Raw genomic sequence first — 23,434 nt, 5'->3', positions numbered from 1 at the left:
AAGAACCCCCGACCCTCGCCCGCCAAGCGCCTGATGTCACGATCATGACGGTCACCGCACGCACTACACCGGTGACCTTCGAGTTCGTTGCGCAAACCCAAAGCTCCCGCGAAGTGGAGATCCGTGCCCGGGTTGCCGGGTTCCTGGAAAAGCGGCTGTACACCGAAGGCGACCTGGTAAAAACCGGGCAGACGCTGTTTCAGATGGATCGCAAGCCCTTTGAAGCTTCATTGCTCTCGGCCCAGGGGCAACTGGCTCAACAGCAGGCACGCTGGGAGGTGGCCAAAGCCACCCTCGCCCGTGTCCGGCCGCTGGCGGCGCAGAATGCTGTCAGCAAGATGGACCTGGACAATGCCGTCGGCGATGAGCGTCAGACCAGAGCCGCCGTGCTGGCCGCCGAAGGGTCGGTGCGAACCGAACAGCTGAACCTCAGCTACACCACCATCGCCTCCCCGCTTACCGGTCTTTCAAGCTTTGCCAAAAAGCAGGAAGGCAGTTACGTCACACCCGGTGAGTCCGGACTGCTGACCACCGTCTCGCAGATGGACCCGATCTACGTCAACTTCAGTCTTTCGGAAAACGAGACGCTCAAGTTCCGCGAAGAGATTGCTTCCGGGCACCTCATATTCCCGCTGCGCAGTGAATTTGTCGTGGAAGTGGTATTGGCCGACGGCTCGGTGTTGCCTGAACAGGGGCGACTGAATTTTGCCGCGCCCTCCTACAGTCAGGACACCGGCACCTTTCTGGTCCGCGCCGTGGTCGCCAATCCCAACGGCCAATTGCGTCCCGGCCAGTTCGTGCGGGCGCGGGCCATCGGAGCTACCAGGCCGAACGCCATCGTCGTACCGCAAAAAGCCGTTCTGGAGGGGGCCAAGAGCCACTTCGTCTGGGTGATCAATGCTGCGGGCAAGCCCGAGCAACGGGTGGTCGAAGTGGGTGATTGGCACGGCGATGACTGGTTCATTACCCAAGGGTTGCAGGCCGGTGAACGGATCGTGGTCGACGGTGCGATCAGAGTCACGCCCGGAGGGCCGCTGAACATCATTGCCCCTCCTGCCCCGCCAGCTAACCAGACGCCGACAAAACCGATGGCTGCCAGCACGCAGCAAGACACCGGGCACAGCCCATGAGTATTTCCCACTACTGCATTGATCGCCCCATTTTCGCTTCGGTGATCTCAATCATCATCACCCTGGCCGGCGCGGTGGCCATGGTCAAATTGCCGGTGGCCCAGTACCCGGACATTACCCCGCCGCAAATTACCGTTTCGGCAACCTACCCCGGCGCCGATGCCCAGGTGGTGGCCAATAACGTGGCAGCGCCGATCGAGCAACAGGTCAACGGCGCCGACAACATGATTTACATGAACTCGTCGAGCTCGGCGACGGGGAACATGACCCTCAACGTGTTCTTCGAGATTGGCACCGACCCGTCCCTTGCCCAGGTCGATGTGCAAAACCGCGTCAATCTGGCCTTGCCGCAACTGCCCTCCGCCGTCCAGAGCCAAGGCATTCAGGTACAAAAAAAATCTTCCGCGTTCATGATGGTGCTTGCCGTGTATTCGGCGGGCGAGCGCTATGACAGCACCTATGTCGCCAACTACGCGAACCTCTACATTCTGGATGCAATCAAGCGCATTCCCGGGGCCAACCAGGCGAGCATTTTCGGCACGCCGGATTACGCCATGCGGATCTGGCTCAAACCCGATCGCATGGCGCAACTGGGCATTACCGCCGCTGACGTACAGACAGCGGTCGCCAACCAGAACCAGCAATTCGCCGTCGGCCGTGTCGGGCAATCGCCGACCGGCCAGGCCGTGGAGCAATCGTTCGCGGTGACCACCAAGGGCCGCCTGACGGAGCCTGCGGAGTTCGAGAACATCATCTTGCGCGCCAGCAACGACGGCGCGGCCATCGTCCGCCTGAAGGATGTAGGGCGCGCCGAACTCGGGCAGAAGGACTATTCGCTGCGCAGCACTTATCAAGGACGTCCCGCCACGCTGATCGCGGTGTATCAGCAACCGGGGGCAAACGCCCTCGATGTCTCGGCAGCGGTGACGTCGACCTTGGCACAAATGAAAACGACATTTCCCGAAGGGATCGAATACAAGATCGTGATGGACACTACCGCGTTCACCCGCGCGTCGATTTCCGAGGTGATTCACACCTTTTTCGAAGCGCTGGTGCTGGTGGTCGTGGTGGTGTTCATCTTTCTGCAGAGTCTGCGCGCCACGCTGATCCCGGTACTCGCCGTACCGGTGTCGATTGTCGGCACCTTTATCGGCATGTCCGCCCTGGGATTTTCGGTGAACATGCTCACGCTGTTCGGCATGGTGCTGGCGATCGGCATCGTGGTCGACGACGCGATCGTGGTGATTGAAAACGTCGAACGCAATATGCACGTACGCAAGATGAACCCCAAGGACGCCGCCAAACGCGCCATGGATGAAGTGGCCGGGCCGGTGGTCGCGATCGTGCTGGTGTTGTGTGCTGTGTTCGTGCCGGTGGCTTTCATGGGGGGCATCACCGGGCAGCTCTACAAACAATTTGCGATCACCATTGCCATCTCCGTGGTGATCTCCGGTCTGGTGGCGTTGACGCTTTCACCGGCCCTGGCCGCCCTGCTGCTCAAACCTCACCAAGGCGAAAAAAACGCTTTTTTCCGCTGGTTCGAGCGTAGCTTCGAACGCATGACCGAGGGCTATTCGCGTGCCGTGGCGTTCATGATCAAACGCTTTGTGCTGGCGTTGCTGCTGTTCGCCGGCATGATCGTTTTGATTGCGCTGATGGCGCAGCGCATTCCCAGTGCCTTCCTGCCACCGGAGGATCAGGGGTATCTGCTGGGCGCGCTGATCATGCCCGATGCTGCCAGCCTGGATCGCACCGCTGAAGTGGGCAAGGTCGCCAGTGACTTCTTCATGCATGACGAGGCCGTCGAGGGTGTCGCTATCGTTAACGGCTACAGCCTGCTCGATGGCCAGAACAAGAACAATGCCGGTGCCTTTTTCGTCGGGTTCAAGGATTTCGAAGAGCGCTACAAGGACTCGCAAACCATCAAGGAACAGAGTGCTCCAGCGCTCATCCAGAAAGCGGCCCGGGCCTTTTCCACGGTACAGGGCGGGATCATTTTGCCGGTCAACCCGCCATCCATACCGGGTCTGGGCACCACGGGCGGCATGGAGGTGTGGGTTCAAAGCAAGGGCGACGCCAGCGTCGGGCAACTGGCCGAGATGGTCGGCATGCTTGTCGCAAAAGCCAGGCAGCGTCCGGAACTCGGCGCCATCACCTCGACCTTCAATGTGTTTTCCCGGCAATTGCTGGTCGATGTCGACCGCGAAAAGGCCGAGACGCTGGGGGTGCCGGTGGAAGACGTGTACAGCACCATGCAAACCATGTTCGGTTCTCTGTATGTGTCTCAATTCAACAAGTTCAGCCGTCTGTGGCAGGTGATTCTGCAGGCTGAACCGAGCTACCGACTCAAGGCTGAAGACTTGCAGCAGATTTATGTACGCAGCAAGAACCCGGGGATGGTGCCGCTCAAAGCGCTGCTGACCACCCGCTACGTCACCGGCCCCGACCTGCTGACGCGCTTCAACAACTTCCCGGCAGTCAAGCTCACCGCCAACGCCGCGCCCGGCTACAGCTCCGGTCAGGCACTCAAGGCGCTGGAAGAGATCAGCGCTGAAATCATGACCAATGACTATGCCTTGGCCCTGAGTGGCGAGGCCTTCGAGGAGAAAAAAAGCGGGGGCGCTTCCTCTCAGGTGTTCATCTTCGGCCTGGTCATGGTGTTCCTGATCCTGGCCGCGCAGTACGAAAAATGGTCCCTGCCCGTCGGCGTATTGCTGGCGGTGCCCTTTGCGTTGTTCGGTGCCCTGCTCGCGGTACTGATTCGCGGGCTGAGCAACGATGTTTACTTCCAGATCGGCTTGACCATGCTGGTCGCACTGGCCGCGAAGAATGCGATCCTGATTTTCGAATTTGCGGTACTGAACCGGGAAAGCGGCATGTCTGCCTACGATGCGGCAATGACCGCCGCCAGGGAGCGGCTGCGGCCTATCGTGATGACGTCGCTGGCGTTCATTCTGGGGTGTGTCCCATTGGCCATTGCCGTCGGCGCATCGGAAAACAGCCGACACTCGATCGGCACAGGTGTCATCGGCGGGATGTTGGCGGCAACAGTCATCGCCATTTTCTTCATCCCGCTGTTCTATTACCTGGTTGAACGCTTGACCGAGAAAAAAGGCGCGCCACAACAGACCACCCCGCCGCCTTCGCTCACATCGCCCGGAGAGATCCCCGGTGGCGCTCCCCTGCACAGACATGAGGGGGAATGAATGCGCACATGCCATTTGTCGTGGTTGATTTGTCTGGGGCTCAGCGGCTGCATGCTCGGCCCGGATTACCAGCGCCCGGCCACCGACACCCCGCCGGCCTATCGCTACGCAGAGCAAGAGGCCAACGACCTGTCCAACGCGTTGTGGTGGGAACAGTTCAACGATCCGGTGCTCAATGACTTGATCCGCAGCGCGCTGGCGCAGAACAAAGACATCAAGATCGCCGCCGCCCGGGTCGAGGAGTTTCAGGGCCGTTACGGTGTGGCGCGTTCGCAGCTGTTTCCGCAAATCGGCGCCGCCGCGCAAGGCAGTCGTTCTCGGGCGCCACGCGACAATGGCCCGGTACCGCTGGACTCCAGCGTCGACCCGATTTACCAGAATTATCAGGCCACCCTGAGTGTGAGCTGGGAGCTTGACGTCTGGGGGCGCTTGCGGCGACTCAATGAGTCGGCACGGGCTGACTTGCTGGCCTCGGAAGAAGGTCGGCGGACGGTGATACTCAGCCTGGTCTCGTCGGTGGCATCGAGTTACATCGCGCTGCGCGATCTTGACCGCCAACTGGAAATCGCCCGCACCACGGCCAAGGCCCGTGGCGACTCCTACGAAATCTTCAAGCTGCGTTTCGGTGCCGGGACCATTTCTGAAATGGAATTGGCGCAAAACCTTTCGGAATTCCAGCGCACCCAGGCATCCGTTGCGCAATTCGAGTCACTGGTGGCGCAACAGGAAAACAATCTGGCGGTGCTGCTTGGGCGCAATCCGGGGCCGATCATCAGAGGCCGTGAGCTGACACAACTGTCGCTGCCATCGGTGCCCGCAGGGCTGCCTTCGGACTTGCTTGAGCGCCGCCCCGATTTGCGGCAAGCCGAGTTGAATCTGGTTTCCGCCAACGCCCGAATCGGTGCGGCCAAGGCACTGTATTTCCCGACGATATCGCTGACCGGATTGTTGGGCTCGGTCAGTAATCAACTGTCCAACCTGTTCACCGGGCCGGCCGCCACCTGGTCTTACGGGGTCGCGGCCAGCATGCCGCTCTTCACCGCTGGCGGGATCGCCGGCCAGGTGCAACAGGCTGAGGCCGTTCAAAAACAAACCTTGCTGGCTTACCAACAGTCGATCCAGTCAGCCTTCAGGGATGTTGAAAACGCCCTGGTTGCCGCGAGCAAATCCCGCGAGCAAATGACTTCTCAAGGCAATCAGGTCGAAGCCTTGCGCACCTACACCCGGTTTGCCCGGCTGCGTTACGACAACGGCTACACCAGCTACATAGAAGTGCTGGATGCCGAGCGCAGTCTGTTCGATGCCGAGCTGACCTACACCCGGACCCGGGGCTCGGTGTTCACCGCCATGATCGATGTTTACAAGGCAACAGGCGGAGGCTGGATAAACAAGGCAGACACGTTGACCTCAACCGTCGGCGAACATTGACCATGACCACGCTGCAGTGCGTTCAAGGGCTGGGCGCGGATGCACTTCGCCGATCGAGGGGTTTTCGATGACCGACACCAACAAGAAAATGAGCCTGACGGGACTCACCACTTTGGTGACCGTCAACATGATGGGCTCGGGCATCATCATGTTGCCGACCAGCATGGCGCAACTCGGGGCGGTCTCGTTGTTGTCATGGATCGTCACCGCTGTCGGTTCCATGGCCATTGCATATTGTTTTTCCCAGTGCGGCATCTTCTGTCTGCGCTCGGGCGGGTTATCCGCCTACACCGAAGAGGCGCACGCAAAGTCGGGATTCTTCCTCTGCTCGTATCTGTATTTCCTGTCACTGGCCATCGCCAACGTGGCGGTGGCCATCTCCGCAGTGGGATACATGACGTCGTTCATGCCTTGGCTGGGAAGCGGCGCCATTCCTTTGTTCATCGGAACGGTCGGCTTGCTCTGGATAACCACCGTGGCAAATTTTGGCGGCCCCGGCGTTACCGGCAAGATCGGTGCGATTACGGTCTGGGGCGTGATCATCCCGGTCGCCGGCTTGAGCCTTATCGGATGGTTCTGGTTCAAACCCGATCTGCTGATCGCCGCCTGGAACCCTTACCACCTGCCCATTTCCGAAGCGATCAGCAAAGCAATTCCGCTGACACTCTGGGCCTTTCTCGGCATGGAGTCGGCCGCCCAGGCCTCTGACGCGGTGGAAAATCCCACGCGTACGGTACCGCTGGCCTGCCTGTTCGGCACACTGGGAGCGGCGGTTGTCTACGTGCTCTCGACGACCGTCATTCAGGGGATCATTCCGAATGCCGAGCTGGCTAACTCGTCCGCGCCGTTCGCGCTGGTTTATGCGCATATGTTCAACCCGACGGTCGGCCACATCATCATGGCGTTGGCGGTGATGGCATGTGTCGGCTCGCTGTTGGGCTGGCAGTTCACCCTGGCACAAACCGCCAAGATGACGGCTGACCAGGGCATGTTTCCCAAACTGTTCTGCAAGGTCAGCGCCCGCAATGCCCCCATCGTCGGGATGCTGGTCTGCGGCGTGCTGCAGACTTTAATGGCGCTGTCGACCATTTCGCCGAACGCCAGTGCGCAGTTCGGCAAACTGGTCAGCCTCGCCGCAGTGACCAACCTGATTCCCTATGTAACAGCGGCCACCGGGCTGCTGGTCATGATGTACAAAGCCAAGGTCAGTGCCAGCGTGTACACCCGCAACACCTTGCTGTTGGTGGTGGCCGTGGCGTACTCCCTATACGCGTTGTATGCCTGCGGCAAAGATGCGGTGTTCGGCGGCATTCTGGTTCTGGTGTTCGGCTACCTGCTCTACGGCTTCCTCGCCAAACGATTTGTCGAAGTGTCTGTGCCGGTTCCCCCCCCGGGCCGACAATCCTTGACCGCCGTCTTCGTGACGGCTCAGACATCTGAATTCGAGGAACCCGCACATGAACGTAAAACTGAGCAAATCCAAACCGCTGCTACTCGTCTGCCTACTGACGCTATTGCCAGTCATGGCCCACAGCAGCACGCTTGAGCGCATCCGCACGAGCCACACGTTCACTCTCGGCTACTTGCCGGACTTCGCGCCGTTCAGCGAGCAGGTCGCCGATAAAGCCAGCGGATATGCCATCGACCTCTGTTTGAAAATAGCCGAAAAGGTCAAAAGCGAACTGGCGTTGCCCACGCTGAAGATTGCGTACCAGCCTGTGTCCCTGAACGACGAAATCAATGCCGTCAATTCGGGGAAAATCGACATTCTCTGTACACCGACCCCTCCGACACTGGTGCGGCGCTCGCAGGTCAGCTACTCGGTGCCGGTCTACACCGCCGGTCTCTCGGCCGTGGTGCGCGAGGACGCCTCCCAGCCGTTGCTTAATGTGCTCAATGGCAAGGTGGCCCATACCGGGCCAACGTGGCGTGCCACCGCGAACCTTGGGCTGTCCAATCAAACCTATGCTGCCATCGTCGGCGGTGTGACCGAGGCGTGGATACACCAGCAGATGCGTTTGCTCGGCGTGGTGGCCACGCTGGTCACGGTGGAGAACGCCGATGCAGGCCTCAAACAGGTTGCCGAAGGCAAAGCCAGTGCCTTTTTTGCTGAGCGCATGGTGCTCAAGCATCTGTTGAGCAGGAATGACCCCGAAGGTCACCTGGTGCTGCTGGAGCGGATTTTCGAGTACGCGCCGACGGCCATGGCGCTGGATCGAAACGACGAAGATTTCCGTCTGCTGGTCGACACTGCGCTGAGTGAAATGTACCGCGCCGGCGACATCGAGCAGGCGTACGACAACTACCTGGATGGCGCCGGCGAAGCGGCGAAGAAGCTGTTCAAGATCTACGCGCTACCTTGAGGGCGAGGCCACCAGAATCGGGGGCGCTCAACAGGCCTGGCGCTTCAGTTTGAGGGCCGCTGCAAAAGCCGCTTCGTCATCACCATCGAGGTCTGCAATGACTGCCCGGTGCGCTGCAGCTTGTTCAGCAGACTGGCGCCCAACCAGAGCTGGTAAAGGGTTTCTGCCAGCTGACGAGCATCAGCATCCGGCACACTTTTATCCAGCTGCCCTTCTTCCAGGCACGTCGTGATCCGCGCAACGATGCGCTCGGCGCCGTCACGCAAGGTGAGGCGCATCGACTCGGACAGGTCGGCGACTTCCGCGCTCAACTTGACCACCAGGCATTCATCGCCGTGACCTTCCAGGGTGCAGCGGTTCTGCCAGCCCTGCCAGTAATCCATCAGCCGCTCATAGGCACTGAGCCCCGGCAGTGTCAGGCGTCGCTCCATATCTGCGAGGTAGCCGACGAAGTAATCCTCCAGCAACGCCTGGCCGTAGAGTTCCTTGGATTTGAAGTAGTGATAGAACGAGCCCTTGGGCACACCGGCGGTCTGCAGGATCTCGCTCAGGCCAACGCTGGTGAAGCCCTTTTCGGCCATCATGCGGTGGCCGGTGTCGAGCAGGTGTTGGCGGGTATCGTCGTAGGTCGGTTTCATGGGCGCAAAATACCAAACATTAGACCAGTCGTATATTTCTGATGAGCAGGAGTTTGCCACAGTGATCGCGTGGAAACACGGCCGTAAAAATTTACTAGACGACCGGTCTAATATGAATCTATGCTGTGCCCGTCATTCCTTCCAAGGTGTCGCAGACGAACCCGTCGAGGACACCCGACCACCACAGGGCGCTCTATGAAAATCTTGATGGTTCTGACTTCCCACGATCAGCTTGGCAACACCGGCAAGAAAACCGGCTTCTGGCTCGAAGAGTTCGCGGCCCCCTACTACGCCTTCAAGGATGCCGGTGCACAGATCACTCTGGTATCGCCGGCTGGCGGCCAGCCGCCGCTTGATCCGAAAAGCGATGAGCCCGATGCGCAAACCGCTGAAACCGAGCGCTTTCGCAAGGACCCTGCTGCCCAACAGGCACTGGCCAACACCGGGCGCCTGGCGGATGTCAGCGCTGAGGATTTCGATGCTGTGTTCTACCCGGGTGGCCATGGCCCGCTGTGGGATCTGGCCGAGGACAAACACTCGATCGCACTGATCGAAGCCTTCGACCGCAGCAACAAACCCCACGGGTTCGTCTGCCATGCGCCGGGCGTGCTGCGCCACGTCACGGCTGCCGATGGCAAACCGTTGATTCAAGGCCGGGACGTCACCGGTTTCACCAACGCTGAAGAAGCCGCTGTGGGCCTGACCGATGTCGTGCCGTTCCTGATCGAGGACGAATTCCAGCGTCTTGGCGGGCGCTACGCCAAAGCGGCTGACTGGCAGGTTCACGTGGTGACCGATGGCCAACTGGTGACCGGTCAAAACCCTGCCAGCTCGGCAGCCGTTGCTGAAAAGCTGTTGAAGCTGTTGGCCTGAGCCACCGAGCCTCCCAGACACCGTGCGCATCACGCACGGTGTTTTTTTGCCGCATTACTAGTCGACTGGTCTAATAAGGCCAAAACAGGAACTTCATGAAAAACAGCCCTTTCTTCACGCCTTTCACCCTGGGCCAGCACACCCTGAAAAACCGCATCGTCCTGCCGCCCCTCACCCGCCAGCGCAGCACGCAACCGGGCAATGTCGCCAACGCATTGATGGCCGAGTATTACCAGCAGCGCGCCGGCGCCGGTCTGCTGGTGACCGAAGGCACGCAGATCGAGCCTCGCGGTCAGGGCTACGCCTGGACCCCCGGCATTCACACACCTGAACAAATTGCCGGATGGCGCATTGTCACCGAAGCGGTTCATGCCCGGAACGGCGTGATCTTCGCCCAGCTGTGGCACGTCGGACGTGTGTCCCACACCGCATTGCAACCCGACGGCGCGGCCCCGGTATCCGCTTCCGCCATCGCGACTGAACGGGTCAGCGTGTTCATTGAAACCACGCCGGGCGCTGGGGAGCTGGTCAAGCCATCCGCACCGCGAGCGCTGAGCACCGATGAAGTCCAGGCACTGGTTCAGCTTTATATTCAGGCGGCGCGCAATGCGATGGATGCCGGTTTTGACGGGATCGAATTGCACTGTGCCAACGGCTATCTGGTGAACCAGTTCATTTCTGCGCACAGCAATGTGCGCACCGATCAATACGGTGGCTCGCTGCACAATCGCCTGCGTTTTCTGCGCGAAGTGGTGTCGGGTGTCGCCGAGTGCATCGGCAAGGAAAAAGTCGGCGTGCGGTTCGCGCCACTGTTCACCACCACCGATGAAGCGCGCACTTATCTGGGCATGGTCGAGGAAGACCCGCACACTACTTACATCGAAGCGATCAAGGTGCTTGAGGATGTGGGGATTGCCTACCTGTCCATCGCCGAGGCGGACTGGGACGACGCGCCCGCGATGCCGCAAACATTCCGGCGCGCAGTGCGCGACACCTTCAGCGGCGCCGTCATTTACGCCGGACGCTACAACGCTGAATCCGGAGCGCAATTGCTCGAATCGGGGCTGGCGGACCTGGTGGCGTTCGGTCGGCCGTTCATGGCCAACCCGGACCTGCCGGCGCGCATCGCCAATGACTGGCCGCTCAATCCGCTGAACCCCGCCACGGTCTACGGCGGCAATGCCGAAGGCTATGTGGATTACCCGACCTACAGCGAATAATTCCGCGAATTCGCCCAGCGCTCCCACTGCCCGGGAGCGCTTTCCCCTCTGCGCCAAACGCGCGACCTCGCACGCTGCGATGTGAGGTGTTCGCATCTGCATAAAAAAGATTGCCGATTGATTGTCAGGCGGATTTTTTCAGCCTATCTTGAGTAAAACCTATACAACTAACTTAATTGCGTACAACTCTTGCGCTACGGATTGGCCCTCACGCACAGCACTGCTGCGAGTCCTCTGAATGAACCCACTACTAGCCAGCCATTACCGTGAAATTCTCGTCGGCGTCGGAGAAAACCCCGAGCGTGAAGGTCTGCTCGACACGCCCAAACGTGCGGCCAAAGCGATGCAGTATCTGTGCAACGGCTACACGATGAGCCTGGAAGACGTCACCAACGGCGCACTGTTCGAATCGCAAAGCGATGAGATGGTCATCGTCAGTGACATCGAGCTCTATTCCTTGTGTGAGCACCACATGCTGCCTTTCATCGGCAAGGCGCACGTGGCGTACATCCCCACCGGCAGGGTGCTCGGGCTGTCGAAAGTGGCGCGCGTGGTGGACATGTTCGCCCGGCGCCTGCAGATCCAGGAAAACCTCACCCGGCAAATTGCCGAGGCCATCCAGCAGATCACCGATGCCGCCGGCGTGGCCGTGGTCATTGAGGCCAGGCACATGTGCATGATGATGCGCGGCGTTGAAAAGCAGAATTCGGTCATGACCTCCTCGGTGATGCTCGGCGCGTTTCGTGACAGCACCACCACGCGTCAAGAGTTCCTGCAATTGATCGGGCGGCGAAGTTGATGTTCGACCCTCGATGGGTACGATAAACCTGTACAGCGAAAGTAGGCTGTACAAGCATGATCTTTCCAATTTCACCCTCCTGCCTGTGCCTTCAGGGAGAACGTCAATGACCCGAATTGTGCTCTTGCTGGCTCTGATACTCGGCGTTGCGAGCTGCGGCAGCGTGGATGTCAGTCGCTACGCCGATCAGCAACCGGCGTTGGATCTGCAGCGCTTTTTCAGCCAGCCGGTGAAAGCCTGGGGGATGTTTCAAAAGCGTTCCGGGGAAGTGGTCATGCGCTTCGAGGTCAACATCGTCAGCCATCGTGAAGGTGACAACCTGATTCTTGATGAGCGCTTCCTGTACAGCGACGGTACGCGCCAGCGCCGCGTCTGGACCCTGACGCCCGAGGGCCAGGGACGCTGGAGCGGGCGCGCGGGTGATGTAGTGGGCGTCGCCACAGGTCAGGTGGCCGGCAATGCGCTGCACTGGCGGTATCGCCTGAACCTGCCGGTTGATGGCTCGACCTATGAAATGAGCATGGACGACTGGATGTACCAGATGGACGAGGACACGCTGATCAATCGCACCCGCATGTCCAAGCTCGGGGTTGAAGTTGGCCAGGTGACCTTGTTCTTCCGCCGTCAGGGTGCCGGAGTCAGTCAATGAACAGCGCGTTCAGCATGACGTCCCTGGGCGATGATTATCGTGCCCTGGTGATCGGCGCCAGTGGCGCCATCGGCCGCGCGTTTTGCCAGCAGCTCAGTCAGGACCCGCGCTGTGCCGGCGTTCGTGAACTGGGGCGCCATACCGTTCCAGCGCTGGATCTCGAGCAGCCAGAATCGATCGCCAGCGCCGCCGCCGAACTGGCCGCGCAAGCGCCCTATCAGTTGATCGTGCACGCTGCGGGCCTGCTGCATCGAGAGCGGATCAAGCCGGAAAAGAGCTACAGCGCGATCGAGGCCGATGCGCTGCAAGCCGTGTTTCAAGTGAACGCGCTGGGGCCGGCGATGGTGTTGCGGCATTTTCTGCCGCTGCTTGATCCCCAAGGGGCGATGGCGATGCTCTCGGCCAAGGTTGGAAGCATCGGCGACAACCGATTGGGCGGCTGGTACGCCTATCGCGCCTCCAAGGCGGCGCTGAACATGCTGATCAAGACCGCAGCGATCGAACTGGCCCGCACCCGCCCGCAAAGCCGCTTGCTGAGTCTGCACCCGGGCACGGTCGTGTCGGGGTTGTCGCAACCTTTTCGCGGGGCATCCAGCGCCCGACCCGCGGACGTTGCCGCTGAGCAGCTACTGAACCTGATTGACCAGTTGACGCCGGCCGACAGTGGCCAGTTCTTTGCCTACGATGGACAACGCCTGCCCTGGTAGGCAAGGAGTGAAGCATGAATCTGCAAACCCTGACCGAACGCGCGGCCAACAGCGAAATTCGTGAGCTGGAGTTGCTGTCGCTCGAAGGTGGTTTTTATCTGGCCCGGGTTCGCCTGGATCACGGTCAGTTCACCTTGCTCGACGACGCGGCCAAACCGATGCACCTGCGTTCAATCACCCATCTGCGTGACTTGCTGCAGACCGTGCCGGCATTCCCATGCGTGCTGGTGCAGCAATGCGTGCACGACGAAATGTGTGGCCGTAATACCGGGCCGGTCGAAGAGCTGCGCATTCCGTTTTCGCTGGCCACGTCGTTATGAAACGAATCCTGCCGGACTGCACTGAATGAACCCGAATCGTCGGTTGTGCCTGGTGCTGGGCGATCAGTTGTCGTTCGATCTGGCCTCCTTGCAGACGCTCGACAGCGAGCGCGACACCGTGCTGCTGGTCGAGGTCATGGAAGAAGCCAGCCATGTACCGCACCATCCGCAAAAGATTGCCCTGATCTTCAGCGCCATGCGCCACTTCGCCCAGTCGCTGCGAGACCAGGGCATTCGTGTCGAATATGTGACGCTGGATGATCCGCACAACAGCGGTTCGGTGCCGGGGGAATTACGCCGTTGGCAACAGCGCTTGCAGGTCGAGCAAGTACACGTCACCGAGTGCGGTGACTGGCGCCTGGAACAATCGATCAAGGATTGTGGCCTGCCCGTTTGTTGGCACGCCGATTCGCGTTTTTTGTGCAGTCGCGCCGAGTTCGCCGCCTGGGCTGCGGGGAAAAAACAGTTGCGCATGGAGTTCTTTTATCGCGAGATGCGCCGCAAGAGTCGCTTGCTGCTCAATGGCGATGGCACGGCGGTGGGCGGTGCTTGGAACTTCGATGCCGAGAATCGCAAGTCCCTGCCCAAAGGTGTGAAAGCCCCCTACCCGATCCGTTTCAGTAACGACGCCATCACCCGCGAGGTGCTGGATCTGGTGCAGGCGCGCTTCAGCCAGCACTACGGTGCACTCGATGATTTCAATTACCCGGTCACCCATGCCGACGCGCAGGCGCTGTGGGACTATTTTCTGGATTATGGCCTGGCGGGTTTCGGTGACTATCAGGACGCCATGGCCAGTGACGAGCCGTTCCTGTTTCATGCACGCATCAGCGCCGCGCTCAATATCGGCCTGCTGGATTTGCGGCGGTTGTGCAGCGACGTCGAGTCGGCCTATTGGGCCGGCAGGATTGCCCTGAATGCCGCCGAGGGCTTCATTCGGCAACTGATCGGCTGGCGGGAATACGTGCGCGGCGTGTACTGGCTGAAAATGCCGGACTACGCACTGGGCAACGCCTTCGGCAACAGCCGTGCACTGCCAGAGTTCTACTGGACCGGTGCCACGCAGATGAACTGCATGCGCCAGGCCATCGGCCAGAGTCTGCAGCATGCCTATGCGCACCACATTCAGCGGCTGATGGTCACCGGCAATTTCGCCCTGCTCGCCGGCATTGCGCCGAGCCAGATCTGCGAATGGTATCTGGCGATCTACATGGACGCCTTCGACTGGGTCGAGTTGCCCAACACGCTGGGCATGGTCATGCATGCCGATGGCGGCTATCTCGGTTCCAAACCTTATTGCGCCAGTGGCCAATACATCAATCGCATGTCTGACTACTGCCGCGGCTGCGCCTACAAGGTCAGCGAAAGTACCGCGGACAATGCCTGCCCGTTCAATGCGTTGTACTGGCATTTTCTGATGCGCCACGGTGAACAGCTGCGCGGCAATCAGCGCATGGCGATGATGTACAAGAACCTCGACCGCATGCCGTCAGCCAAACAGGAGGCACTGTGGCAACGCGGGCAGAACCTGTTGGCGCGTCTGGATAACGGCGAATCGATCTGAAATGAACGCTCGCTTGCGCCGGTGGTGAAACTTAAGCACAACCCGCCCGGTCAACGGATGATCGGCGCTCGAGTCCTCCGCGAGCGCAATGTCCACTGCTCGTGTTGTGCTTACGCGCTCTATGCAGCCAGCCCTTGAACATTCAACAAAGCAGGTCACATGGATACCCTTGAACACCTTAGTCGCGAAGCGCTCGAGTCAGAAGTCAGGCGATTGCGTGCGGCGCTTCAAAGCACTCAGGTCGACACACAGGACGTTGACCTCGAGCGCGACATGGCGGCGCAGCTGCAAGCCAGTCGGGACGCCCTCGCCCGCAGCGAGGCTCGCTTCATCACCATTCTGGAAACCATCGAATCGGCGTTTGCCATCGTCAAGGTCAAGTTCGACGCTGACGATAAGCCGGTCGATTACTACTTCGTCGAAGCCAACCCGGCGTTCGAACACCAGTGCGGCGTCAACCTGCGCGGCAAATGGGTGACCGAGTTCGCGCCCAATCTGGAAAGCTTCTGGTTTGAAACCTACGGCCATGTGGCCAAGACCGGGGAACCGGCGAACTTCGAGAATTACGCCAACACCTTCGAGCGCTGGTTCGACGTGCGCGCCGTGCGTGTCGGCGATCCGGCCGACCGGCAGATCGCCATTCTGTTCAACGACGTCACCCAGCGGCGTGACGCCGAGGAGCGTTTGCGAGCCAGCGAGGCCATCGCGCGGGAGAACGTCGAGCGTGTGCAACTGGCGCTCGCCGCCGGCGCCATTATCGGCACCTGGCACTGGGATCTGCTCACCGATCGTTTCGCCGTGGACGAAGCATTCGCCCGGGTGTTTGACCTCGACCCGGCGCTGGGCCGCGAAGGGCTCAGCCTCGAACAAGTGATGGTGACCGTGCATCCCGAAGACCGCGATGGACTGACCAGCGCGATCAACGAAGCCATCGGCCGTGGTGGCGCCTACTCTCATCAGTACCGCGTGCGTCGCACAGACGGCAAGTACCCGTGGATCGAGGCCAACGGCCGGGTTGAGTGTGCAGACGATGGAACGCCGCTGCGCTTTCCCGGTGTACTGATCGATGTCGAGGAGCGGCGCAATGTCGAAGCGGAGCGCGACCGCGCCATTGCTGCATTGCGCGCGCTCAACGATACGTTGGAGCAGCGCGTTTCATCGCGCACCGCAGAATTGATGCAAGCCGAAGAGAAACTCCGTCAGTCACAGAAAATGGAAGCCGTCGGCCAACTGACCGGGGGCCTGGCGCATGACTTCAATAATCTGTTGGCCGGCATTTCCGGCGCACTGGAGTTGATGGGCGCACGCATCAGCCAGGGACGGCTGAACGAAGTCGACAAATACATGATGACCGCCCAGGGCGCGGTCAAGCGTGCGGCCGCCCTGACCCACCGGCTGCTGGCGTTCTCTCGACGCCAAACCCTCGATCCGCGCCCCACCGACGTCAACACGCTGATGACCGGCATGACCGAACTGATCCAGCGTACGGTTGGCCCCAGCATCGTCCTGGAAACCCGCGCCGCGCCGGGGCTTTGGCCAACGCTGGTGGATGCCAGTCAGTTGGAGAATGCTCTGCTCAACCTGTGCATCAACGCGCGCGATGCGATGCCGGACGGTGGGCGCATCACCATCGAAACCGCCAACCGCACGCTGGACGGCGAGACCGCGCGCACCCTGGACATGCCAGAGGGCGAATACCTGTGCCTGTGCGTGACCGATACCGGCACCGGCATGACCGCCGATGTCATCGCCAAGGCCTTCGACCCGTTCTTCACCACCAAACCGCTGGGCCAGGGCACGGGGCTGGGACTGTCGATGATCTATGGTTTCGCCAAGCAATCCGGCGGCCAGGTGCGCGTGCATTCGCAGGTCGGCCGGGGCACAGAAATGTGCATTTATCTGCCTCGCTATCATGGCGAACCGCTGCCGAATCAGGATCACAAGGACAACGCGCCGGCCGCCGTGCCCAAGGCAGGCGAGACCATTCTGGTGGTGGACGACGAGCCTACGGTGCGTGCGCTGCTGACTGACGTGCTCGGCGATCTCGGCTACACCTTGATAGAGGCTGCTGACAGCGTGGTCGGGCTGAAGATGTTGCGCTCGGACATTCACATCGACTTGCTGATCACCGACGTCGGCTTGCCGGGTGGCATGAACGGTCGGCAACTGGCCGATGCCGGCCGGGAAATCCGCCAGAACCTGAAGACCCTGTTCATTACCGGGTACGCGGAAAACGCGGTGATTGGTGCCGGTCAGCTTGGCCCGGACATGCAGGTGCTGACCAAGCCTTTCGCCGTCGACACGCTGGTGGCGCGGGTCAGTGACCTGATGGCGACGAAGTCCGAATAATCCGCTGCGGCGGTACGAATCCAGAGAGAGTGGCTGCGGCCAAGGAGTGATAAATGATGACGTTTCTGATTTTCCTGATCGCGTGCGGCGCTGCAGCGAGTACCGGGGTGATTTTCAAACCCGGGCCATGGTACGAAGGACTGAATAAACCCGGATTTACCCCACCCAATTGGGCGTTTCCGGTGGCCTGGACGATTATCTATCTATTGCTGGCCTGGGCCGGTTATCGCTTGAGCCTGATTCCCGGCAGTCAGACCGTGTTGGCACTGTGGGCGGCGCAGATTGCCTTGAATACGTTGTGGACGCCGGTGTTCTTCGGCGCGCATCAGGTATTGGCCGCCATGGTGATTCTGTTGGTGTTGTGGCTAGTAGTCGCGGCAATGGTGTTTCTGGCGATGCGCCTGGATGTGATCACTGGGCTGATACTGTTTCCTTATCTGGCCTGGTTGTGTGTGGCGGCGGCGTTGAATTTCTCGATTTTGCGCAACAACCGTGGGTGATCAAGCGCACCAGCCAATGTTCATTGGAGTGCTGAAGGGGGCTGGATTTCATCTATGAAAATAGAGACAGCCCCATTCTGCCAATCAGGAAAACCAGCAGAATCAGGAAAAAGATCCGAATAAAGCCACTGCCATACCGCAGTGCCAGAAAAACGCCAGTCAGCGAGCCGGCAATATTGCACAGTGCTACGACGCCACCTACAGCCCACAGAACATTTCCCGTTGGTACAAAAAACATGAGCGCGGCGCAGAACGTGCCCAGATTGACCAGCTTTGCGGAGGCGGAGGCATTTAAAAAATCAAAGCCAAAATATTTTACGAAAATGAATAGCAGAAGGCTGCCGCTACCCGGACCGAAGACGCCGTCATAAAAACCAATCAAGCCACCAAAAAAAATGCCCCACGCAATTTCCTTTGTTCCGCAATGAAATTCAGTGCTGATCAGGCCTAATCTTTTTTCCGCGAACGTATAGATCGCCATCGCTATCAAAACAAAAAAAACAACGAACTCCATGGTTTTTTTGGGAACGATTGACACTGAAAACGCGCCAATGAACGCAAAAACGAATGCCGACAGCATGGTGGGCAACATCAGTTTCCAGACAATTTTTATTCTTTTGGTATAGCTGTATATCGAAGAAAGATTGCCCGCAAGAACTGCCAGCTTATTGGTTCCAAATACGGTTGCCAAACTATATTGAGGAAGCGCATGCAAAAGTGCTGGCAGCTGTACAAGCCCGCCACCACCTACCGCTGCATCTATCAAACCACCACAGAATGCAAAAAAGCCTAAAGCGAACAACGCTTGTTCAAAATCCATTCAGGAGATCCTTTCGGGACTGAAGTTCTCCGCAAAGTATCACAACATCCTCCAGGTTAATTTTCCGCAGTAAGATATCGATGCATGGCCTCGAAAGCTCTTCCTACGCGCTCATTATAGTTGAGCATGATGCCTTTCATGCGACCGAGCTTGAAAGGTATATCCATCGCTCGACCGTACGCTTGCGCGGCGGCCAACGCATGAAGACCATGTTTGTTTTCGACTTCGCCTGAGTGCCCCATCACGTAACCTTTAGCGTTACGTAGAGCTTGAACATCCGTTTTTAGCAGAGGATTGACTTCAAGCAACTTGGCTTCAATGTACTGAGCGATGAAATTATATTCACGACCATTCCAAAGTTCTGAAGCGATAGAAACCATCATGGCATCCATGATTGAACTCTTGTGCTCTATCGAATTCAGAGCTGATTTGTGTTCTGAGACTCCAGTACTGTAAAGAAAATCTGAGAATTCATTGCATTCTCGAACTTTGTGTTGATTTTCAATCCAGGCAGTCGCGTTAAAAGCTGAAGTCATGTATTCGAACATGCCATCATGCCCAGGGTGCCCGAGCCCGAAGTCGTCTTTCGCAACTTCATGCATGTGTGCCATGACATTCAGATATTCGATGTGTCTTTCAGCAGATACGGATAGCGCGTCTGCTGAGAGTCGCATAATTATTTTTGCAGAGACCAAGCTGGTGGTTTTATGTGTTTCATTCCATCCATTAAAGAATTTCAGAACAGCCGAATCCATTGCGGCCTTTTCAAGAAACGCTTCAAATGCGTTCTCGGCATGGCGCTGGGCATCCTGGGTAATGGGATGATTAAGCACTTCCAGCATGGCATCCTGAATGTCAGGGATATGCGTGACGTTTGCCAATACGGGCTGTCTGCGCTGATTCTGCAATATCACTCGACCAGGTATTTTCAAATTCCTGATGTGCTTTGGCAGAGCGTCTATAAAAGCTTCACCAAACTCTTGCATGGATCTGTAACTATTAAATGCGTCAACGCGACTCTGCAACATGGTTGAGCTCATGAGCTTATCCTTCTCCCTAAAGATATGCCGAGTTAATCCGCTGATTTAAACTTCCACAATCAGATCAGGCTTTAAACAATATGTGACTTGAAGGGTTTCGACAAGTGACTTATAATGATCAAACCCTTCATTATAAGTGAGCAATGGCATGGAGCTTTCTCAACTTACTATGTTCAAGACTGTAGCGGATCACGGAAGTATCATTCGCGCCTCTGAATTACTGCACTGTGTGCCGTCCAACATTACCAACAGAATCAAACTTCTGGAAAAAGAACTTGGGGTATCTTTGTTTATCAGGAAAGGTCGGGGGCTTGTTATCAGCCCTTCCGGTAGATTATTTCTTGGGTATGCAAACAAAATCCTGTCTTTGTGCCAGGAATCACAAAGAGCGCTCGATCCTGCGGCGGCGCCGTCAGGACTCTTGAAGATCGGGGCAATAGAGTCATCGGCCACCGGCAGACTGCCCAAGTTGCTTTCAAAGTTTCATCAACTCTATCCGTCTGTGCAAATGCAGTTCAGCACCGGTGACTGGTCGCAGTTATTGAATGATGTGGTTGATCATAAACTCGACGGTGCCATCATTGCTGTCAATCAGGATCATCCTGATATTGAAAGTATCGAAATCTACAAGGAAGAACTGGTATTGATTGCCTCTTCAGCTGCGGGACACGTGCATAATCCGCAGGACTTGAGTGGCACGGATATATTCATGTGGCCTGAGGGCTGTCCTTATAGAAAGGCGCTGGAAAACTGGCTGCAAGCGCATGGTGTTGTTAGTCCTATAACAAGCATCGCCAGTTACGGCACCATTCTTGGGTGTGTCAGCTCTAGAGCGGGTGTTTCGTTAGTGCCCAGAGGCGTTTTTGAACAGTTTCGCAGGATCGGTGACATAAGCGGCCATGTATTTGACGACCTGTACCCAATACAGAATTATTTTATATGGAATAAAAACAGTGGACCTCATCGAGCAAAAGAAAAATTTGCGGAGCTGCTCGTAGAGGAATTCAAGGACGTCTGACGTCATTTTTACAGTTTTGCGCGCCCACTGATCTCAGTGCCTGCCCGGGGTGTTGTCCTTTCTTTGCCTTCGTTCTCGTGAGTCGAAACGGCAGCAGCCGTACGTCGGTTGATGCCTGGCACGTCGAATCGGCGTTTATCGATTCACTCTCCCTCCTTTTGATTTATACCTGTCAAAAATCCCATTTGTTCAGTCGATATAGCGACTTTGCCTCACGCTCGACCAGCCCTTGCCGGTCCCGTGAGCGCTCACGCCTGCCCGCAAACCCGCGTAGCGGCGTTGTTCTATGCTTCATTCTGAATTAGTGATTTAACTAGGTAGTTACCTAACTATATAATGCACGCCTCATTTCAACGGGACATTCAACGTGAAGCAGAGTCAACGCCTCTCGGGCATATCAAAATTCATTCTGGTCGGGCTGGGGGTGATCATCGCCCTGCTCGGCCTGGCACTTGCGGCTGGCGGAGTGAAGCTGGTCAGCCTGGGAGGGTCGTGGTACTTCCTCGTGGGCGGTCTGGTGATGGCCGTTTCCGGTCTGCTGATCGCTCGCTTCAAGACGGCCGGCGCCTGGCTGTTCGCGGCATTTCTGGTCGGGACCGCAATCTGGGCGGTGAGCGATGCCGGGCTGGTGTTCTGGCCGGTGTTCTCGCGCCTGTTCATGTTCAGCGCCGTAGGCCTGGTGGTGGCGCTGGTCTACCCGCTGCTCAAGCGTGCCAACGGTGGCGTGCCGGGGCGTGCCGCTTACGGCGTTGCCGCTGTCCTGGCCGTGGGGCTGGCGGTGGCTGCCGGCAATATGTTCGTCGCGCATCCGACTGTCGCTGCCACCGGCACGGGCCCGGGCCTGACGCCGGTTGAGCCAGACAAGGCGCAAAAAGACTGGGCGCATTACGGTAATACCGAAGGCGGCAGCCGCTTTGCTGCGCTGGACCAGATCAACCGCAACAACGTCGACAAACTGAAAGTGGCGTGGACCTACCACACCGGTGACGTCGCCGAGAGCGATGGCAACGGTGCCGAAGACCAGCTCACCCCGCTGCAAATCGGCAACAAGGTGTTCATCTGCACCCCGCACAACAACCTGATCGCGCTGGATGCCGACACCGGCAAAGAGCTGTGGAAGAACGCGATCAACGCCAAATCGAAAGTCTGGCAGCGTTGCCGTGGCATGGCCTATTTCGATGCCACCAAGGCCATCGCTCAGCCAAGCAATTCGAGCATCATCGAAGCCAAACCGGCGCCTGTCGCCAATTGCCAGCGCCGTCTGCTGACCAACACCATCGACGCTCGCCTGATCGCGGTCGATGCCGACACCGGCGAGTTCTGCCAGGGTTTCGGCAACAACGGTCAGGTTGATCTGAAGGCCGGTCTGGGCGATGTGCCGGACAGCTACTATCAGCTCTCCTCCGCTCCGCTGATGGCCGGTACCACCGTGGTGGTCGGCGGTCGTGTGGCCGACAACGTGCAAACCGACATGCCGGGTGGCGTGATCCGTGGTTTTGATGTGATCACCGGCGCCATGCGCTGGGCGTTCGACCCGGGCAACCCGCAGGATAAAAAGGCCCCGGCCGATGGCAGCACGTATGTGCGCAGCACGCCGAACAGCTGGGCGCCAATGTCCTACGACCCGGCGACCAACACCGTGTTCTTGCCGATGGGCAGCTCGTCCACCGACATCTATGGTGTCGAGCGTAGCAAACTCGATCACACTTACGGCGCCTCGGTGCTCGCGCTGGACGCCACCACCGGTGATGAACGCTGGGTGTTCCAGACCGTGCACAACGATCTCTGGGACTTCGACCTGCCGATGCAGCCGAGCCTGATCGACTTCACCAAGGACGGCAAAACCGTTCCGGCGCTGGTCATCGGCACCAAGGCTGGGCAGATCTACGTGCTCGACCGCGCCACCGGCAAGCCGTTGACCGACGTTAAAGAAGTCCCGGTCAAAGCCGCGAACATCCCGAACGAACCGTACTCGCCAACCCAGCCGAAATCGGTGGGCATGCCGCAGATCGGTGCCCAGCACCTGACTGAGTCGGACATGTGGGGCGCCACCCCGTACGACCAGTTGCTGTGTCGGATCGATTTCAAATCGATGCGTTACGACGGCCTGTACACCGCGCCGGGTACCGACAAATCGCTGAGCTTCCCGGGTTCGCTGGGCGGTATGAACTGGGGCAGCCTCTCCACTGACCCGGTCCACGGTTTCATCTTCGTCAACGACATGCGCCTGGGTCTGTGGATCCAGATGATTCCGTCGCAGAACAAGGCTCAAGCCTCGTCCGGTGGCGAAGCGTTGAACACCGGCATGGGCGCGGTACCGCTCAAAGGCACGCCGTATGCGGTGAACAAAAACCGCTTCCTGTCGGTGGCCGGCATTCCTTGCCAGGCGCCACCGTTCGGCACCCTGACCGCGATCGACATGAAGACCCAGAAAGTCGCCTGGCAGGTTCCGGTTGGCACCGTTGAAGACACCGGTCCCCTGGGCATCCGCATGCACCTGCCGATCAAGATTGGCCTGCCAACCCTGGGCGGCACCCTGTCAACTCAAGGTGGCCTGATCTTCATCGCCGGTACTCAGGACTTCTACCTGCGCGCCTTCAACAGCGGCAACGGCGAGGAAATCTGGAAAGCGCGTCTGCCGGTCGGCAGCCAGGGCGGTCCGATGACCTACGTTTCGCCGAAAACCGGCAAGCAGTACATCGTTGTCACCGCTGGCGGCGCGCGTCAGTCGACCGATCGCGGCGACTACGTGATGGCTTACGCCTTGCCGTAAACCGCAGTGCCCGTGTTGAACACGGGCGCTTTCTTTT

At 58.7% G+C, this 23,434-nt stretch carries 18 protein-coding genes and 1 pseudogene; 16 read left to right on the top strand and 3 right to left on the bottom strand.

Going from position 1 to position 23,434, the window contains the following annotated elements:
• Positions 1–44: 44 nt before the first annotated feature.
• The 5 genes and pseudogenes from AB1J88_RS06930 (at position 45) to AB1J88_RS06910 (ending at position 8,127) form a co-directional block, all read left to right on the top strand.
• Positions 45–1,130 (top strand): efflux RND transporter periplasmic adaptor subunit, encoded by a 1,086-nt coding sequence (locus AB1J88_RS06930; RefSeq protein WP_052510577.1) that lies wholly within the window; start codon positions 45–47, stop codon positions 1,128–1,130.
• Positions 1,127–4,336: an efflux RND transporter permease subunit gene (locus AB1J88_RS06925; protein WP_430290598.1), complete on the top strand. Its 3,210-nt coding sequence runs from the start codon at positions 1,127–1,129 to the stop codon at positions 4,334–4,336. The genes AB1J88_RS06930 and AB1J88_RS06925 overlap by 4 nt, the downstream gene beginning before the upstream one ends.
• Positions 4,337–5,764, top strand: a complete 1,428-nt coding sequence (locus AB1J88_RS06920; RefSeq protein ID WP_041063940.1) for an efflux transporter outer membrane subunit — start codon at positions 4,337–4,339, stop codon at positions 5,762–5,764. It begins immediately after the preceding gene.
• 67 nt (positions 5,765–5,831) lie between these two features.
• Positions 5,832–7,133 (top strand): annotated as a pseudogene (gene potE, locus AB1J88_RS06915) (putrescine-ornithine antiporter); the annotation flags it as partial.
• Positions 7,134–7,221: 88 nt separating this feature from the next.
• Positions 7,222–8,127 carry an amino acid ABC transporter substrate-binding protein gene (locus AB1J88_RS06910; RefSeq protein ID WP_430290597.1) on the top strand — a complete coding sequence of 302 codons (906 nt, stop codon included), beginning with the start codon at positions 7,222–7,224 and terminating at the stop codon, positions 8,125–8,127.
• A gap of 44 nt (positions 8,128–8,171) precedes the next feature.
• Here AB1J88_RS06910 and AB1J88_RS06905 read toward each other — a convergent pair whose 3' ends face one another.
• Positions 8,172–8,765, bottom strand: a complete 594-nt coding sequence (locus AB1J88_RS06905; protein WP_095669313.1) for a TetR/AcrR family transcriptional regulator — start codon at positions 8,763–8,765, stop codon at positions 8,172–8,174.
• Positions 8,766–8,960: 195 nt separating this feature from the next.
• On the opposite strand from AB1J88_RS06905, the gene AB1J88_RS06900 reads away from it, so the two are divergent.
• From AB1J88_RS06900 to tspO, 9 genes are all read left to right on the top strand, one after another.
• The gene (locus tag AB1J88_RS06900; protein WP_430290596.1) at positions 8,961–9,638 is read left to right on the top strand and encodes a type 1 glutamine amidotransferase domain-containing protein; all 678 of its coding nucleotides are present in this window, start codon (positions 8,961–8,963) and stop codon (positions 9,636–9,638) included.
• 95 nt (positions 9,639–9,733) lie between these two features.
• A complete protein-coding gene (locus tag AB1J88_RS06895; RefSeq protein WP_430290595.1) occupies positions 9,734–10,858 on the top strand; it encodes an alkene reductase in 1,125 nt (374 codons plus the stop codon).
• A 238-nt stretch (positions 10,859–11,096) separates the two neighbouring features.
• Positions 11,097–11,657, top strand: coding sequence for a GTP cyclohydrolase I FolE (folE, locus tag AB1J88_RS06890; RefSeq protein ID WP_041063950.1), 561 nt, complete (start codon positions 11,097–11,099; stop codon positions 11,655–11,657).
• Between the two features lie 106 nt (positions 11,658–11,763).
• Positions 11,764–12,306, top strand: coding sequence for a DUF3833 domain-containing protein (locus AB1J88_RS06885; protein ID WP_430290594.1), 543 nt, complete (start codon positions 11,764–11,766; stop codon positions 12,304–12,306).
• Positions 12,303–13,013 (top strand): SDR family NAD(P)-dependent oxidoreductase, encoded by a 711-nt coding sequence (locus AB1J88_RS06880; protein ID WP_430290593.1) that lies wholly within the window; start codon positions 12,303–12,305, stop codon positions 13,011–13,013. Before AB1J88_RS06885 ends, AB1J88_RS06880 begins: the two co-directional genes overlap by 4 nt.
• Before the next feature lie 14 nt (positions 13,014–13,027).
• Entirely contained in the window at positions 13,028–13,333 is a 306-nt protein-coding gene (locus AB1J88_RS06875) for a DUF6482 family protein (RefSeq protein WP_430290592.1), read from the top strand.
• Between the two features lie 25 nt (positions 13,334–13,358).
• Entirely contained in the window at positions 13,359–14,897 is a 1,539-nt protein-coding gene (locus AB1J88_RS06870; protein WP_430290591.1) for a cryptochrome/photolyase family protein, read from the top strand.
• Positions 14,898–15,056: 159 nt separating this feature from the next.
• The gene (locus AB1J88_RS06865; RefSeq protein WP_430290590.1) at positions 15,057–17,246 is read left to right on the top strand and encodes an ATP-binding protein; all 2,190 of its coding nucleotides are present in this window, start codon (positions 15,057–15,059) and stop codon (positions 17,244–17,246) included.
• Positions 17,247–17,302: 56 nt separating this feature from the next.
• Entirely contained in the window at positions 17,303–17,746 is a 444-nt protein-coding gene (tspO, locus tag AB1J88_RS06860; RefSeq protein WP_047294693.1) for a tryptophan-rich sensory protein TspO, read from the top strand.
• 52 nt (positions 17,747–17,798) lie between these two features.
• Here tspO and AB1J88_RS06855 read toward each other — a convergent pair whose 3' ends face one another.
• Positions 17,799–18,566 carry a sulfite exporter TauE/SafE family protein gene (locus AB1J88_RS06855; RefSeq protein WP_430290589.1) on the bottom strand — a complete coding sequence of 256 codons (768 nt, stop codon included), beginning with the start codon at positions 18,564–18,566 and terminating at the stop codon, positions 17,799–17,801.
• A gap of 56 nt (positions 18,567–18,622) precedes the next feature.
• Positions 18,623–19,606, bottom strand: a complete 984-nt coding sequence (locus tag AB1J88_RS06850) for a hypothetical protein (protein WP_430290588.1) — start codon at positions 19,604–19,606, stop codon at positions 18,623–18,625.
• Between the two features lie 148 nt (positions 19,607–19,754).
• Here AB1J88_RS06850 and AB1J88_RS06845 point away from each other — a divergent pair, with 148 nt between their 5' ends.
• Both AB1J88_RS06845 and AB1J88_RS06840 read left to right on the top strand, forming a co-directional pair.
• Positions 19,755–20,624 (top strand): LysR family transcriptional regulator, encoded by an 870-nt coding sequence (locus AB1J88_RS06845; RefSeq protein ID WP_430290587.1) that lies wholly within the window; start codon positions 19,755–19,757, stop codon positions 20,622–20,624.
• 367 nt (positions 20,625–20,991) lie between these two features.
• A complete protein-coding gene (locus AB1J88_RS06840) occupies positions 20,992–23,397 on the top strand; it encodes a glucose/quinate/shikimate family membrane-bound PQQ-dependent dehydrogenase (protein ID WP_430290586.1) in 2,406 nt (801 codons plus the stop codon).
• The last annotated feature ends 37 nt before the right edge of the window (positions 23,398–23,434 follow it).

It is taken from the genome of Pseudomonas sp. S8, assembly GCF_050473925.1.
GTDB classification, from domain to species: Bacteria; Pseudomonadota; Gammaproteobacteria; order Pseudomonadales; family Pseudomonadaceae; genus Aquipseudomonas; species Aquipseudomonas parakoreensis.
Note: the sequence above shows the minus strand (reverse complement) of the source record. Positions and strands in the feature narration are given on the sequence as shown.